The 13,488-nt window shown below is 63.8% G+C and carries 17 protein-coding genes; 8 read left to right on the plus strand and 9 right to left on the minus strand.

What is annotated here, in order from left to right; all coding sequences use genetic code 11:
- Nucleotides 1-16: 16 nt before the first annotated feature.
- The 3 genes from GJ630_RS07680 (at nt 17) to GJ630_RS07690 (ending at nt 1,528) form a co-directional block, all read left to right on the plus strand.
- Nucleotides 17-478 (plus strand): 30S ribosomal protein S19e, encoded by a 462-nt coding sequence (locus GJ630_RS07680; RefSeq protein WP_050007718.1) that lies wholly within the window; start codon nt 17-19, stop codon nt 476-478.
- Nucleotides 479-565: 87 nt separating this feature from the next.
- Nucleotides 566-910, plus strand: coding sequence for a DNA-binding protein (locus GJ630_RS07685; protein WP_050037501.1), 345 nt, complete (start codon nt 566-568; stop codon nt 908-910).
- Nucleotides 911-1,528, plus strand: a complete 618-nt coding sequence (locus GJ630_RS07690; protein ID WP_191449657.1) for an alpha hydrolase — start codon at nt 911-913, stop codon at nt 1,526-1,528.
- Nucleotides 1,529-1,565: 37 nt separating this feature from the next.
- Here GJ630_RS07690 and GJ630_RS07695 read toward each other — a convergent pair whose 3' ends face one another.
- Nucleotides 1,566-2,231 carry an ATPase domain-containing protein gene (locus tag GJ630_RS07695; RefSeq protein WP_191449658.1) on the minus strand — a complete coding sequence of 222 codons (666 nt, stop codon included), beginning with the start codon at nt 2,229-2,231 and terminating at the stop codon, nt 1,566-1,568.
- Between the two features lie 246 nt (nt 2,232-2,477).
- Between GJ630_RS07695 and hisS the strand changes: the two genes are divergently transcribed.
- Both hisS and GJ630_RS07705 read left to right on the plus strand, forming a co-directional pair.
- The gene (gene hisS, locus GJ630_RS07700; protein ID WP_014039429.1) at nt 2,478-3,785 is read left to right on the plus strand and encodes a histidine--tRNA ligase; all 1,308 of its coding nucleotides are present in this window, start codon (nt 2,478-2,480) and stop codon (nt 3,783-3,785) included.
- A gap of 61 nt (nt 3,786-3,846) precedes the next feature.
- Complete coding sequence (locus GJ630_RS07705) at nt 3,847-4,269, plus strand: SHOCT domain-containing protein (protein WP_151144551.1); 423 nt, start codon at nt 3,847-3,849, stop codon at nt 4,267-4,269.
- A 62-nt stretch (nt 4,270-4,331) separates the two neighbouring features.
- Here the strand turns inward: GJ630_RS07705 and GJ630_RS20295 are convergent, their stop codons facing one another.
- On the minus strand, nt 4,332-4,463 hold the full coding sequence (locus tag GJ630_RS20295) for a hypothetical protein (protein WP_255355510.1): 132 nt from the start codon (nt 4,461-4,463) through the stop codon (nt 4,332-4,334).
- A gap of 195 nt (nt 4,464-4,658) precedes the next feature.
- Entirely contained in the window at nt 4,659-5,165 is a 507-nt protein-coding gene (locus GJ630_RS07715) for a GNAT family N-acetyltransferase (protein WP_014039432.1), read from the minus strand.
- A 95-nt stretch (nt 5,166-5,260) separates the two neighbouring features.
- On the opposite strand from GJ630_RS07715, the gene truA reads away from it, so the two are divergent.
- The 3 genes from truA (at nt 5,261) to GJ630_RS07730 (ending at nt 9,300) form a co-directional block, all read left to right on the plus strand.
- Nucleotides 5,261-6,088 (plus strand): tRNA pseudouridine(38-40) synthase TruA, encoded by an 828-nt coding sequence (gene truA / locus GJ630_RS07720; RefSeq protein ID WP_191449659.1) that lies wholly within the window; start codon nt 5,261-5,263, stop codon nt 6,086-6,088.
- 52 nt (nt 6,089-6,140) lie between these two features.
- Nucleotides 6,141-7,931 (plus strand): oligoendopeptidase F, encoded by a 1,791-nt coding sequence (pepF, locus tag GJ630_RS07725; RefSeq protein ID WP_191449660.1) that lies wholly within the window; start codon nt 6,141-6,143, stop codon nt 7,929-7,931.
- Nucleotides 7,932-8,079: 148 nt separating this feature from the next.
- The gene (locus GJ630_RS07730; protein WP_050007719.1) at nt 8,080-9,300 is read left to right on the plus strand and encodes a proteasome-activating nucleotidase; all 1,221 of its coding nucleotides are present in this window, start codon (nt 8,080-8,082) and stop codon (nt 9,298-9,300) included.
- A gap of 37 nt (nt 9,301-9,337) precedes the next feature.
- On the opposite strand, the gene glpR is transcribed toward GJ630_RS07730, so the two are convergent.
- The 6 genes from glpR to GJ630_RS07750 are packed head-to-tail and all read right to left on the minus strand — an operon-like array spanning nt 9,338 to nt 13,479.
- Entirely contained in the window at nt 9,338-10,111 is a 774-nt protein-coding gene (gene glpR, locus GJ630_RS07735; RefSeq protein ID WP_064287497.1) for an HTH-type transcriptional regulator GlpR, read from the minus strand.
- A 57-nt stretch (nt 10,112-10,168) separates the two neighbouring features.
- Complete coding sequence (locus GJ630_RS20300; RefSeq protein WP_255359459.1) at nt 10,169-10,291, minus strand: hypothetical protein; 123 nt, start codon at nt 10,289-10,291, stop codon at nt 10,169-10,171.
- Nucleotides 10,292-10,310: 19 nt separating this feature from the next.
- Nucleotides 10,311-10,484, minus strand: a complete 174-nt coding sequence (locus GJ630_RS19485) for a hypothetical protein (RefSeq protein WP_196219974.1) — start codon at nt 10,482-10,484, stop codon at nt 10,311-10,313.
- A 2-nt stretch (nt 10,485-10,486) separates the two neighbouring features.
- A complete protein-coding gene (locus tag GJ630_RS07740; RefSeq protein WP_050007720.1) occupies nt 10,487-11,617 on the minus strand; it encodes an ABC transporter ATP-binding protein in 1,131 nt (376 codons plus the stop codon).
- 6 nt (nt 11,618-11,623) lie between these two features.
- Complete coding sequence (locus tag GJ630_RS07745) at nt 11,624-12,544, minus strand: carbohydrate ABC transporter permease (protein ID WP_064287498.1); 921 nt, start codon at nt 12,542-12,544, stop codon at nt 11,624-11,626.
- Nucleotides 12,541-13,479, minus strand: coding sequence for a carbohydrate ABC transporter permease (locus GJ630_RS07750; protein WP_064287499.1), 939 nt, complete (start codon nt 13,477-13,479; stop codon nt 12,541-12,543). The genes GJ630_RS07745 and GJ630_RS07750 overlap by 4 nt, the downstream gene beginning before the upstream one ends.
- Nucleotides 13,480-13,488: the final 9 nt, after the last annotated feature.

Raw genomic sequence — 13,488 nt, forward strand, 5'->3', positions numbered from 1 at the left:
CGGAAAGAAATCTGCAATGGCTACACTCTACGACGTTCCCCCCGAGGAACTCATCGAGGCACTCACGGAGACGCTCGCAGACGAAGACGATATCGAAGCCCCGGACTGGGCCGAGTACACCAAGACCGGTGTCGACCGCGAACTCCCACCCGAGCAGGAGGACTTCTGGGCGCGCCGCGCCGCCAGCCTCCTCCGGAAGGTCGCTGTTGACGGTCCCGTCGGCGTCAACGCCCTCCGCTCCGAGTACGGCACCTCGAAGCAGGGGACGACCCGCTACCGCGTCCGGCCCCACCGGAAGACCAAGGGCTCGGGCAACATCATCCGAACGGCGCTCCAGCAGCTCGAAGACGCCGGCTACGTCGAGACCAGTGAGAACGACGGCCGCCGTGTCACCGGCGAAGGCCGCAGTCTCCTCGACGACACCGCAGGCGACCTCCTGACGGAACTCGACCGTCCGGAACTCGAACGCTACGCGTAATTGACGCCTTTCTCGCTGTTTTTCAGCCGGCCCGTAGCTCCTGCTCCGAAATCGTTTTCCGACCGACTCCAGTACTTCCATACAACTATGAGTGGCGACCCCAGCGAGGAGGAACTCGAAGAGCTCCGGAAAAAGAAGATGGAGCAGCTCAAGGAACAGCAGGGAGACGAGGGCGAGGCGCAGGAGGCGGCCAAGCAGCAGGCCGACGCCCAGAAGCAGGCAGTCCTCAAGCAGAACCTCACCGACGGCGCACGCAAGCGGCTCAACACGGTCAAGATGTCGAAACCGCAGGTCGGGGAGCAGATCGAACAGCAGGTCGTCGCGCTGGCCCAGAGCGGCCGCGTGCAGGGCCGGATCGACGAGGACCAGATGAAGGAGCTCCTCTCGGAGCTGACGCCCGACTCCAAGAGCTTCGACATTAAGCGCCGGTAGATGCGCTGTGCCCTGTTGTACAGCGGGGGCAAGGACTCGACGCTGGCGGCGCTCTTGCTCGACCCCTTTTACAACGTAACGCTCGTCAGCGGCTCCTTCGGCGTCCGTGACACCGACCCCGCTCGGGAGAGCGCGTCGGCTGTCGGCTTCGACCACGCGACGGTCGATCTAGATCCGGACGTGGCCCACGACGCCGTCGAGCAGATGCACGACGACGGCTACCCGCGTAACGGCATCCAGCAGGTCCACGAACACGCCGTCGAAACCATCGCCCGGGGCGACTGGGTCGCCGAGGCTGACGACATCGACACACTCGATGCCGTCGCCGACGGCACCCGTCGCGACGACCGGGTACCGACCATCGAGCGCCCGCTCGCCCAGAGCGTCGAGGACCGCTTCGGCGTGGACTACCTCGCGCCGCTTGCGGGTATCGGCCGCGGGGCTATCGACGCGATGGCTGCAAACCGACTCGTGGTCGAGAGCGGCCCCAGCGCCGAGATTCCGAAGGCCGACTACGAGGTCGAACTCCGCGCGCTCCTGCGGGAGCGCTACGGCGAGGGTGCCGTGACCGACGTGTTCCCCGAGCACACGCAGTCACGCGTGCGGGGCCTGCGGTAGCCGTCAGCGGTTCGGTCCTGCGCGTGCGTTCGTCGGATCAGGCGATGTCCCGGCTGGTGTCCACGTTGATCCGGTCGGTGAGGTCGAGGAATATCGGTTCGGTGAGCGCTCGGCCCCCGCGGAACTTCGGGACGAAGAGCCTGTTTTCGATGGCGTCGTCGTTTCGCTTCGTTTCGAGATCGAACACGATGTCGCTCGTGTACTCTGTCCGGTGGCGCTGTGACGGCGTGGCGCCGTGTTTGAGCGCGTACAGAACCGCAACGCTGTCGGTCTGTGTGAGTCTGGATTGCAGCGTTTCGAGGAAGGCCCGAAACTCCCCCGTATCGGCGCGCTCAAGTGGTTCGACCGGATCGACGACGAGGAGCGACTCCTCGGTGACTCCCTCGACGTGGGCGAGCGCGTCGCTGATCGGGGCTTTGCGGTCCAGTTGGCTGACTGCGAGGTCGTCGTACGTCCCCCGCTGGGACCGCAGCGCCGACGTGACTGTTGTCGGTGCCTGTTCGCCGGAGAGATACACCGTCTCCTGCTGGGCGACGAACTCGGAGAGAAACAGCTCCGCCTGGCTCGCCGGTTCGGCGAGCAGCGTGACGAGGCTCCCTGTCGGAATGCCGCCGTCGAGCTTCCGGTCGAGTGCTCGAACCCCCGTCTCGAATCGCTGTGTCACTGTCTCACCCCGCGCGGCGTCCACCGATGCCTTGCCCATCCCATAGGGCCACCCTCGATAGACCGCGTCTTTGTTGTCCCCTCTCTAACACGGACCGTTCCCCGTGTAGCCGGCCACTACCCTTTTGACGCCAGCGCGTGCCGGCCACGCCGGTCTGTCACGGACGGACTACTGGCGAAAGCAGCAGCGAGCCCCTGTCGTAGTGAGTCTCTACTGGGCGCGATTTGGTGGTCACGGCCAGCGTGAACGAACAGGTTCAAGCGCGCCCTCGCTGTAGACGCGGACATGTACGACTCCGTCAAGGGCTTTCGTGATTTCTACCCCGAGGAGATGCAGGCTCGGCGGTGGGCCATGGACACGCTGGAAGACGTCGCACAGCGCTACGGCTTCCGGGAGATCGGCACGCCGGCTCTCGAGCCGACCGAGATGTACGTCGACAAGAGCGGCGAGGAGATCGTCGAGGAACTGTACAGCTTCGAGGACAAGGGCGGGCGCGAGGTCGCGCTCACGCCGGAGCTGACGCCGACCGTCGCACGGATGTTCGTCGCCAAGCAACAGGAACTCTCGAAGCCAATCAAGTGGGTGTCGACGCGGCCGTTCTGGCGCTACGAGGAGCCCCAACAGGGCCGGTTCCGGGAGTTCTACCAGACTAACGTCGACATCTTCGGGTCGGCGGAGCCGACGGCCGACGCCGAGATTCTGGCCGTCGCCGTGGACATGCTCACCGACCTCGGGCTCACCGCCGAGGATTTCGAAATCCGCGTCTCCCACCGGGACATCCTCGCGGGCGTGCTGGAGTCCTTCGGGGCCGACGTGGACGTGCCCGAAGCGATTCGCGCAGTCGACAAGCGGGCGAAAGTCGACCACGACGACTACCTTGACGCGCTCGTCGAGGCGGGGCTCAACTACGGGCAGGCCGACAAATTCGACGAGATGCTGCAGATCGATGCCGAGGAAATCGAAACGCTCGCGGACCTCACCGGCTCCGAGGACGTCCGCGCGGCGACTGACAATCTTCAGGCGGTGCTCGACGCCGCCGAGGACTTCGGCGTCCGCGAGCACCTCACCGTCTCGTTGACGACCGCGCGCGGGCTGGACTACTACACCGGCGTCGTCTTCGAGTGCTTCGATTCGACGGGCGAGGTGTCCCGCTCGGTGTTTGGCGGCGGCCGCTACGACGATCTCATCGAGGGCTTCGGCGGCCAGCCGACGCCGGCCGTCGGCTTCGCGCCCGGCCATGCCACGCTCCAACTCCTCTGCCAGCGCGCCGGCGTCTGGCCCGCCGAGGAGCTATCGACGGACTACTACGTCCTGCAGGTCGGCGATACGCGACCGACGGCGGCCCGCATAGCCCGGGACCTGCGCGAGCGCGGCCACGTCGTCGAGAGCGACGTCGCCGACCGCTCCTTCGGCGCGCAGATGGGCTACGCAGACGGCATCAACGCCGAGACGGTCGTCATCGTCGGCGAGCAGGACCTGGAAAACGACGAGGTGACGCTCAAGGAGATGGACGACGGCGAGCAGATCAGCGTCCCGCTCTCGGCGTTCCCGGGCGACCACGACCGGCCGACGTTCGAGGACTTCGCGGAGTAGCGCGGCCGAGCCATCGGTCCGCGACAGTAGCTTTTTGCGACCACCGTGTCGAGTAGTCGACATGCAGCTCCCCTCCATCGCCCTCCCGAGGTGGAAGCTCGTCGCGACCATTGCGATACTCTCGCTGGGTATCGCCATGCTTGCAGGCGTGGCTGGCTTCGGCGGGCCGATTGCATCGATGTCGATCATCCTCGGCTGGTTCATTCTGGCCCCGCTCGTCGCCCTTCTGGGATCGAAACTACCGATGATTGAATCGCCGGCGGCCGAGCCGGACTCGGATGAAACCGAGATGACCACGGCTTCGGAACCGACGGTAGATCCGGTCGACCAGCTCCGGGAGCGGTACGCCCGTGGTGAACTGACAGACAGCGAGTTCGAGCGGCGACTGGACCGATTGCTGGAAACCGAAGCCCTCTCAGCGAACAGCGAGGCAGAGAATACAGCCGGTGAGACCGACAGAGAAGTCAGCCTCGAAACCGAGTGAGTCGCCGGCCATCGTATTCGAGCCGTGCCACAGGCGGATGTGCAGTCAAGGCACTCGCGGCCTCATTCCTTCGCGCTGACGACCTCGATACCGCTGTCAGTTAGGCGAACGTACAGAAGTACATCGTCCGGTCCCGGGTCGACCACGTCGGCGAGTTCGGGCGCACAGCCCGTTTCCGATGTCGTTGAAGCCATAGGCGCCACAGATCACCGCGTCGACCAGCCGGTGATAAGTGCCGTCCCGCTCGGTCGCCAGCAGGTAGCCCACGCCCTCGATTGCCGTGTCACACGCCGTGCAGGTCAGCGTCTCTGGATGCGAGGGGGGTCCATAACTCCGCCTTCGCGTAGCCGCTACTTATCGCTGTGTGCGGCTGTTCGTGAATTTCCCGGTCAGAGCGCCCGTTCCATCTCCATTTCCACGCGCTCTTTGGCGATCGTCTCGAAGCCGACCGACTCGTACAGCGCTCGTGCGACGTGGTTGGTGTTCGAGACGGAGAGCCAGACCCGTTCGAGGCCGTTCTCCTGGCCGTAGCCAAGCAGCACGCGGATGAGTTGTGAGCCGATCCCGGCGTGCTGGTAGTCCGGATGGACGAAAATCGCCAGTTCCGAGGTGTCCTGATAGGGGACGAGGACGGCGTGGCCGACGGATTGCTCCTCGTGCCAAGCGACGACGTTCAGGCCGTCTTCGACGAGATTCGGCAGCCAGTCGCGGATGTCCGCTTCCGTCCGGGGTGGGACGCCCTGTGACCGGGAGTCGGGCCCGAAGTCAACATACATCTCCACCAGCGGGTCGATGGCGCCGTCATAGGCCTCGATTGTCACCGTCCGCCCGTCGTTGTCGGTGAACGTTTCGGGCGGGCGGGGGAAGTCGTGATCCGCCGCGGCGGCGTTGGACATACTCCCACCTTTGTTCTCAGCATGCCTAAGTTCGTCTATCCTTCCCAGCGACTGAGATTCGGGTGAGACAAGTGGCTCGCAGTCGACAAATCGGTATGCGCGCCTATCGCGTGGCCTACGACGGCCGACCGTATCACGGGTTCCAGCGCCAGCCCGACGTCGACACTGTCGAGGGGCGACTGCGCTCGGCGCTCGTCCGCCTCGGCGTCTGCGAGCGCGGCGACGGCTTGCCCGAGTGCTACGCGGCCGCTGGTCGGACTGACGCCGGTGTGTCCGCGCGGGCACAGACAGTCGCCTTCGACGCGCCGGCGTGGCTCTCACCGGCGGCATTCAACGGCGAACTTCCGGACGACATCCGTGTGTGGGCCAGTGTCGATGTCTCCGAGGGCTTCCATGCGACCCACGACGCCACCGAACGCACCTACACCTACTACCTGTACGCGCCGACGGACGCAGACCGACTCGGACGCGAACCGGTCAACGACGAGCGGTGGGGCGAGGCCGTCGACGCACTCGCCGGGAGCCACGACTTCCACAATCTCACGTCCGACGACACCGGCACTGAGCGCACGGTGGACATCGACTGGACGCGAGACGGCCAGTTCCTCGTCGTTCGGCTCACGGCCGGCGGGTTCTGCCGCCAGCTGGTTCGTCGGCTCGTCTCGCTCGCGGCGGCTGTCGCGGACGGCTCCGCCCAGCTGTCGAAGGTCGACCGTATCCTCTCGACGGAGTCCGCCAGCGGCCCCGACGGCGTCCCGCCGGCCCCGCCCGAACCGCTGGTGCTGACCGACGTCCGTTACCCGAATGTGACTTTTTCTCGGGACGAGGACGCCGCTGCGGACGCACGGGCGGTCTTCGAACACCGACGCACCGAAGCCCGCACGACAGCGCGAGTCGCCGACCACATAACCGACGGGCTGTAGTCCCTCGTCGCTGAAACGAAGGCTTACTTCGGCCCCGTCCCAAGAGCGGGCTATGAGTTCGGTACCCGCACGGAGCGACATCGACGAGGCGTACAAGTGGGACCTCGACTCCCTCTACGCCAGCGACGAGGATTGGGAAGCCGCCTACGAGGAGGCGGAGGAACTGATCGAGGACCTGTCCGCCTACGAAGGACGGGCCACCGAGGACGCTGCGACGCTGTTAGAAACCCTTGAGACCTACGAGGAACTGATGCGGACGGTGTCGAACGTCGCCGCCTACGCCCGGATGCGCCGGGACGAGGACACGACAGACGACACGTACCAGGCGCTGACTGCCCGCTCGCAGTCCCTCTCATCCGAGGCCAGTTCGGCTGCCTCGTTCCTCGACCCGGAACTGCAGGAGTTGGACTACGACGATATCGAGGCGATGCTCGACGCGGAACCGGGGCTGGAGCCCTACGAGCATTACTTCGACGACGTGCTCCGGATGAAAGACCACACTCGCTCGGCCGAGGTCGAGAATCTCCTTGCGGAACTCGGTGAGGTCACCGGCGCGCCCGGCGAGGTGTACAACATGCTGGCCAACGCCGACATGGAGTTCCCGACCGTCGAGGACCCCGACGGCGACCAGCAGCCGATCACGCTCAACAACTTCACGACGCTGCAGAAACACCCCGACCGGGAGTTCCGCCAGCGCGTCTACAGGGCGTTCTACGACGAGTGGGAGACGGTCCGAAACGCGGTCGGCACGGCCTACAAGAACGCCGTCAAGACGGACGTGAAGATGGCCAACGCCCGGGACTACGACACCGCTCGCGAGGCAGCACTGGACGGCCCGAACGTCCCCGTCGAGGTGTACGATACGCTCGTCGACACCGTCCACGATAACCTCGACACGCTCCATCGCCATGCCGACCTCAAGCGCCAGTCAATCGGGGCCGACGAACTCCGGATGTGGGACCTCTACGTCCCGCTCGTCCAGGAGGAATCCCCCGAAATCGAGTACGAACAGGCCTGCGAGTACGTCACCGAGGCCGTCGCGCCGCTGGGCGATGACTACCAGTCCCGGCTCGCCGACGGGCTGGACTCGCGGTGGGTCGACGTCTACGAGACCGAGCACAAGCAGTCCGGCGCGTACTCCGGCGGGACCTACGACTCCCAGCCGTTCATCCTGATGAACTACCAGGACGACGTGGAGTCGATGTACACGCTGGCCCACGAACTCGGCCACTCGATGCACTCGGAGTACACCAGCGAGGAACAGCCCTACGTCTACTCCGGCTACGAGATATTCGTCGCCGAGGTCGCGAGCACCGTCAACGAGACGTTGCTGACCCACCATCTGCTGGATACCGTCGAGGACGAACGCCTGCGCCGACATATCCTCAACGAGTACCTCGAGCGGTTCCGGTCGACGCTGTACCGCCAGACGATGTTCGCCGAGTTCGAGCACCGCACCCACGAGATGTCCGAGGCCGGCGAGCCGCTGACCCCCGACCGCCTGGACGACCTCTATCGGGACCTGAAAGGCGACTACTACGAGCCGGCGGTGCTGGACGACCGCATCGCCCGCGAGTGGATGCGCATCCCGCACTTCTACCGGGCGTTCTACGTCTACCAGTACGCGACCGGGATTTCGGCGGCCGTCGCACTCGTCGACGGCATCCTCGATGAGGGCGAACCCGCCGCCCAGCGGTACGTCGACTTCCTCCGGAGCGGGTCGCGGCAGTACCCGCTGGAGCTGCTTCGCGACGCCGGCGTCGACATGGCCAGTCCTGACCCCGTCGAGTCCGCCCTCTCGACGTACAGCGAGTACCTCGACGAGTTCGCCGAGCTGCTGTAGGGCGGCCAGTAGCTATCCGGTGCCTGTCTGGCTGTTCGAGCCACCGGTCTAACCGAACGCTACAGCCCCGTCTCGACACGGATAACTGTTTCACCCCCTGTGACCCGAAGGCACTTTGTGTCTCAACCGTATAGTACCGACCATCCAAATGTCGCGCAGTCCCTCGCTTCCGGAACGACCACGGTTGGAACTTGATCCCGATATGACGCCTGACGAGCGTCTGGAGGCACTCCGGGAACATTTCAAAGAGATAGTACAGGTCAACGAACAGCTGACTGAGCAACTGGACGCCGCCCGTGACCGGCAGCACGATCTCACGGACGAGGTCGACCAGCTTGAACGGGAAAACGAGACGCTCAAGACGTCCTCGCTGTACATCGCGACCGCCGAGGAGCTGACCGATGACGGCGTGGTCGTCAAACAGCATGGCAACAATCAGGAAGTCCTGACCGAAGTATCGCCGTCCATCCGCGACGGGCTGGAGGCCGGCGACCGCGTCGCCATCAACGACTCCTTCGGCGTCAAGCAGATCCTCGACCCCGAGACCGACGCCCGCGCACAGGCGATGCAGGTCGACGGTTCGCCGGACGTCTCCTACTCGGATATCGGCGGCCTCGAAGAACAGATCCGCGAGGTCCGGGAAGCCGTCGAGGAGCCGCTTGTCAACGCCGACCAGTTCCGCGAGGTCGGTATCGAACCGCCGAGCGGCGTGCTGCTGCACGGCCCGCCCGGCACCGGGAAGACGATGCTGGCGAAGGCCGTCGCCAACGAGACCGACGCGACGTTCATCAAGATGGCCGGCTCCGAACTGGTCCGGAAGTTCATCGGCGAGGGAGCGCGACTGGTCCGGGACCTGTTCGAGCTCGCCGCCGAGCGCGAACCGGCTATCATCTTCATCGACGAGATCGACGCCATCGCGGCCAAGCGGACGGAGTCGAAGACCTCCGGCGACGCCGAGGTCCAGCGGACGATGATGCAACTGCTCTCGGAGATGGACGGCTTCGACGAGCGCGGCGAGATCCGCATCATCGCCGCGACGAACCGCTTCGACATGCTCGACCGGGCCATCCTCCGCCCCGGCCGCTTCGACCGCCTCATCGAAGTCCCGAACCCCGACGTCGAGGGCCGCGAGCGCATCCTCGAGATCCACACCCAGGAAATGAACCTCGATGACGACGTGGACCTTGGCGCGTTTGCCACCGAGACCGACGGCCTCTCCGGCGCGGAACTGGCCTCGCTGGCGACAGAGGCCGGGATGTTTGCCATCCGCGACGGCCGGACGACGGTCCAGCAGTCCGACCTCCACGACGCCTACGAGAAAATCGAAGCCGACGACGACGCCAGCAGCGTCCCCGTCGCGTTCGCGTAACACCGGCGCAGAAACATGTTTTCAGTGTCTTGCGGGCTTATGGAACGGCCAGCAGATTATCGATCACCGTGACGTTTGCCTGCTCGAACACCGTCCGCATCTCGTCGCTCAGCGACACGTCTGTGATGAACATATCAATGTCGTCAACAGTCGCGAACTCGCGGAAGCTCTGGCTGTCCAGTTTGCTGCCGTCAGCCACTAGGATGACGTGTCGGCCGCCTTCACAGAGCAGTGTCTTGATGCGTGCTTCGTCTTCGTTCGAGACAGAGAGGCCGCCGTCGCTCTGGACCGCGTCGGTTTCGAGAAACACGATGTCGAAGTTCGTCTTCCTGAGGTACGACTCGGCGCTGGGGCCGACGAGCGCGTCCGAGGTTTGACGCAGCGAGTCGCCGACGACCTTGACTTCGCCGCAGGTCTCGCGGAGTTCGAACGCGCTTTCCGGTGAGTTCGTCGCGGCGAGCAGCGACACCTGCTCCGGGATGGCTTTCGCCACTTCGCGCGCCGTCGGTCCCGTGTCGAAGAAGACGGCGTCGCCTTCGCTCAGTTCGTCGACGGCCCGCTCGGCGATTGCCCGCTTGCCGCTCGGGTTGTCGATGTTCTCGGTCGTGCTGGACCCGTTGGTATCTTCTTTCGACGCCGGGAGGGCACCGCCGTGAAACCGTTCGATAAGCCCGTCTTCCGCGAGTGACGAGAGGTCTCGCCGGATCGTCGCCTCGGAGACGCCGAACTCTTCGGTGAGCTCTTCGACCGTGACCCGATCCGACTTGTTCACTTGTCGAACGATCTCCTTCCGCCGTTCATCAGGTATCATGGTCTGTTACAGCGGGCCCGGACCCTACGAGTGAGTGTGGCCTCCGACTGATGTATTCTAGTTGGTCTCATCACTCTTGATAGAATCGGCCCCGTTCTCGGGGCCGGCGTAGCAGTCTATTGATTCGCGAGGTTGCTCGATGGCGTTCAGGGGGATATCATGCAGTATGTAGACGTTCATGAAAAACTCTCTCCCAGTACTAATCGCTGAAAACACCAAACAGCGTCGCGACGACCGTCCCGACACTGCTGACGATTGCACCGCCATACACGCCGGTCGCGTAATTGACCACTGCAAGGCCTGCCAGTCCGAACGCAATTCCGAACGCGAGCAGGCCGGCGGGTGTCATCCTGTCGGTGATTTCTGTTGTCATCGTCAGATCGTCGCCTGCTGTTCGATCTTCGCATCGTACGTCAGTGATTCGCCCGTGGCGGGGTCGAAATACTGGAGCGAGTCCCTGTCGAACCGGAGGTTCACCGCATCGCCCATCTCGACCGTCGTATCGGGGTCGACTGCGGCCTTGATGCTCTGACCGGTGTCGAGTTCGAGTTCGAGCACGGTCTTCTCACCCTGCGGTTCGACGACCTCCACCGTCGCCGGATGGACGTTCGCTGGCACGCCGTCCTGATTGAGAGCGATGTTCTCCGGACGGATGCCCAGCGTCACGCGGTCACCGAGATACGACTCGAGTGCGTCGGTGAACTCGTCGGGGACGTTGTGGATCGCGCCGCCGAGGTCCAGTTCGAACTTGCCGGCGGATGACTCTTCGAGCGTGCCTTCGAGGAAGTTCATACTCGGCGACCCGAGGAAGCCGGCGACGAACATGTTTCGCGGGTTCGAGTACACATGGGTCGGTTCGCCGACCTGCTGTATCTGCCCGCTGTCCATGACCGCGATCTGGTCGGCCAGCGTCATCGCCTCCACCTGGTCGTGGGTGACGTAGACAGTCGTCGTCGAGAGTTCCTCGTGGAGTTTGTTCAGTTCGGCACGCATCTGGACGCGGAGCTTCGCGTCCAAGTTCGACAGCGGCTCGTCCATCAGGAACACCGCCGGGTCGCGGACGATTGCGCGGCCCAGGGCCACCCGCTGTTGCTGTCCGCCGGACAGTTCCGACGGTCGGCGATCCAGTAGCTCTTCGATCTGTAGCAGTTCCGCGGTCTCCTGGACCCGCTCGGTGATGATATCCTCGTCTGTGTCGTGTTGCTCTAGCCCGAACCGCATGTTGTCCCGAACCGTCTTATGCGGATACAGCGCGTAGTTCTGGAACACCATCGCGATGTCGCGCTCGTATGCGCGAGCATCGTTAACGATGTCCTCGCCGATTCGGATTTCACCGTCGGTCGCCCGTTCGAGCCCTGCGATGAGGCGCAGGGTCGTGGTCTTGCCACACCCTGACGGGCCGACGAGGACGGTGAAACTTTCGTCGGGGATGTCCAGCGAGATGCCGTCGACTGCGGTAACGTCGTCGAATTCCTTTACGAGGTCGGTGAGTTCTACGTGTGCCATAGTTAGTTACTCCTTGACTGCTCCTTGTGTGAGTCCGCTCACGATGTACTGCTGGAAGAACAGGCCGAACAGGATGCCGGGTAAGGCGGCGATCATCCCGCCGGCTGCGAGGTGTGCCCAGTCCACAAAGTCATCAGCCACGAACAGCGAGACGGCAATCGGCAGCGTCTGGGCCTGTTCCGAGGACGTGAGAACGAGCGCGAAGACGAACTCGTTCCACGAGAAGATAAAGGCGAGGATGGCGGTGGCCGCGATGCCCGGTTTCGCCATCGGCAGAATGATTTTGACGAACGCCTCCCAGCGGGAACAGCCGTCGATCTGGGCCTGTTCGTCCAGCGATTCGGGAATGCCGTCGAAGTAGTTCTTCATGATCCAGACTGCGAACGGGAGATTGAAGAACGTGTACGTGAGGATGAGCGCGAGCCGCGTGTCGTACAGGCTCCCGGTGAGTCCGCCGATGAGCGGCGGGTTCGACATGATCTGGAAGAACGGGACGATCAGCGCGATAGGGGGAATCATCCGCGCGCCGACGATCGACAGCAGCAGCGACTTGTTCCCCAGGAAGTCATACCGGGAGAAACTGTAGCCGGTGACCGTCCCCAGGGTGATACAGATGAGCGTCGTCGTCGTCGCGACGATCATGCTGTTGATCGTGTAGTTGTCGAACGGTCGGTTCGTGAAGATATCCACGTAGTTCTGTGCCGTCGGGTTCTGCGGGAGGAACGTGATCGGCAGCGACAGCACTTCGCTCGATGGCTTGATGCTCGTGATAAAGATGTAGTATATCGGGAACCAGATGATCAGGACGTACACGGCGAGCAGTCCGTAGGCCAGCAGCCGCTCGCGGGCGACGGACGGCCACTCGTTCTGTGTATCCAGTCCCAGCGACCGACGCAGTCGGTTGAGTGGTGATTTCTTCGTGCTCATGCTTCGTAGGGTGACTCGCCGAATATCTTGTACAGACTGGCCACAATGGCGAAGGTCACGGCCAGCAGGACGACTCCGAGTGCAGCGCCGGTCCCGGGTTCGTTGAACACCTGTGCGGTCCGGTACAGCCAGGAGGCCCACACTTCAGTCGACTTCCCGGGGCCGCCCTGGGTCATCACCCAGACAAGGTCCAGCGCCCGGATGTCGAAGATGATACGGATGGTCAGTGCGACCAGGATCGACGGTTTCAGGAACGGATACGTCACGTTCCAGAACCGGGACCACCGACTCGCGCCGTCGACTTCGGCGGCGTCGTACAGCTGCTCGGGGACGTTCTGCAGACCCGCGAGCAGAATGATGATGATAAACGGCGTGAACACCCAGACGTCGGCGATGATGAGCGCCATCATGGCGAGTGCGCCGTCCGAGAGGAACGGGATGTTCCCGGAGATGACCCCGAGTCTCTGGAGTGCACCGTTGATCGCGCCGAAGTCGGACTGGAACATCCAGCGCCACATCAGCCCGCTCATCACGTACGGGAGAATCCACGGGACGATGACCGCCGTCCGGAACCAGCCCCGTCCTTTCAGGTCCTTATCGAGCAACAGTGCGATGCCCAGCCCCAGCAGGAACGAGATGGAGACGCTGAAGCCGACGTAGATGACTGTATTCGTGGTAATCGAAACGAAACTGGGACTGAATATGCCGAGCGCGGCATTGCCCCCTTCTCGTGCGAAGATCAACCGCTGGAAGTTCCGCAGGCCGACGAACTCCATCTCGTTCGTTATCGGGTTGCGGAACTGAACGCTGCTGAGAAACAGCTTTGCGGTCGGATAAACGATTATTGCGGCGATCCACAGCAGCGTCGGCCCAACGGTTAACGGGACGAACAGCTTGTCGAGTTTGCGACGCAGTGGGCTCTTTTCGATTGACATAATATATAA

Origin of the sequence: Haloarcula sp. CBA1122, from assembly GCF_009741785.1 — an archaeon.
GTDB classification, from domain to species: domain Archaea; phylum Halobacteriota; class Halobacteria; order Halobacteriales; family Haloarculaceae; genus Haloarcula; species Haloarcula hispanica.

What these genes read in the sequence shown, in the direction of transcription:
- GJ630_RS07680 (WP_050007718.1), top strand. Translation starts at nt 17, where the DNA reads ATGGCTACACTCTACGACGTTCCCCCCGAGGAACTCATCGAGGCACTC.
- GJ630_RS07685 (WP_050037501.1), top strand. Translation starts at nt 566, where the DNA reads ATGAGTGGCGACCCCAGCGAGGAGGAACTCGAAGAGCTCCGGAAAAAG.
- GJ630_RS07690 (WP_191449657.1), top strand. Translation starts at nt 911, where the DNA reads ATGCGCTGTGCCCTGTTGTACAGCGGGGGCAAGGACTCGACGCTGGCG.
- GJ630_RS07695 (WP_191449658.1), bottom strand. Translation starts at nt 2,231, where the DNA reads ATGGGCAAGGCATCGGTGGACGCCGCGCGGGGTGAGACAGTGACACAG.
- hisS (WP_014039429.1), top strand. Translation starts at nt 2,478, where the DNA reads ATGTACGACTCCGTCAAGGGCTTTCGTGATTTCTACCCCGAGGAGATG.
- GJ630_RS07705 (WP_151144551.1), top strand. Translation starts at nt 3,847, where the DNA reads ATGCAGCTCCCCTCCATCGCCCTCCCGAGGTGGAAGCTCGTCGCGACC.
- GJ630_RS20295 (WP_255355510.1), bottom strand. Translation starts at nt 4,463, where the DNA reads ATGGCTTCAACGACATCGGAAACGGGCTGTGCGCCCGAACTCGCCGAC.
- GJ630_RS07715 (WP_014039432.1), bottom strand. Translation starts at nt 5,165, where the DNA reads ATGTCCAACGCCGCCGCGGCGGATCACGACTTCCCCCGCCCGCCCGAA.
- truA (WP_191449659.1), top strand. Translation starts at nt 5,261, where the DNA reads ATGCGCGCCTATCGCGTGGCCTACGACGGCCGACCGTATCACGGGTTC.
- pepF (WP_191449660.1), top strand. Translation starts at nt 6,141, where the DNA reads ATGAGTTCGGTACCCGCACGGAGCGACATCGACGAGGCGTACAAGTGG.
- GJ630_RS07730 (WP_050007719.1), top strand. Translation starts at nt 8,080, where the DNA reads ATGTCGCGCAGTCCCTCGCTTCCGGAACGACCACGGTTGGAACTTGAT.
- glpR (WP_064287497.1), bottom strand. Translation starts at nt 10,111, where the DNA reads ATGATACCTGATGAACGGCGGAAGGAGATCGTTCGACAAGTGAACAAG.
- GJ630_RS20300 (WP_255359459.1), bottom strand. Translation starts at nt 10,291, where the DNA reads ATGAACGTCTACATACTGCATGATATCCCCCTGAACGCCATCGAGCAA.
- GJ630_RS19485 (WP_196219974.1), bottom strand. Translation starts at nt 10,484, where the DNA reads ATGACAACAGAAATCACCGACAGGATGACACCCGCCGGCCTGCTCGCG.
- GJ630_RS07740 (WP_050007720.1), bottom strand. Translation starts at nt 11,617, where the DNA reads ATGGCACACGTAGAACTCACCGACCTCGTAAAGGAATTCGACGACGTT.
- GJ630_RS07745 (WP_064287498.1), bottom strand. Translation starts at nt 12,544, where the DNA reads ATGAGCACGAAGAAATCACCACTCAACCGACTGCGTCGGTCGCTGGGA.
- GJ630_RS07750 (WP_064287499.1), bottom strand. Translation starts at nt 13,479, where the DNA reads ATGTCAATCGAAAAGAGCCCACTGCGTCGCAAACTCGACAAGCTGTTC.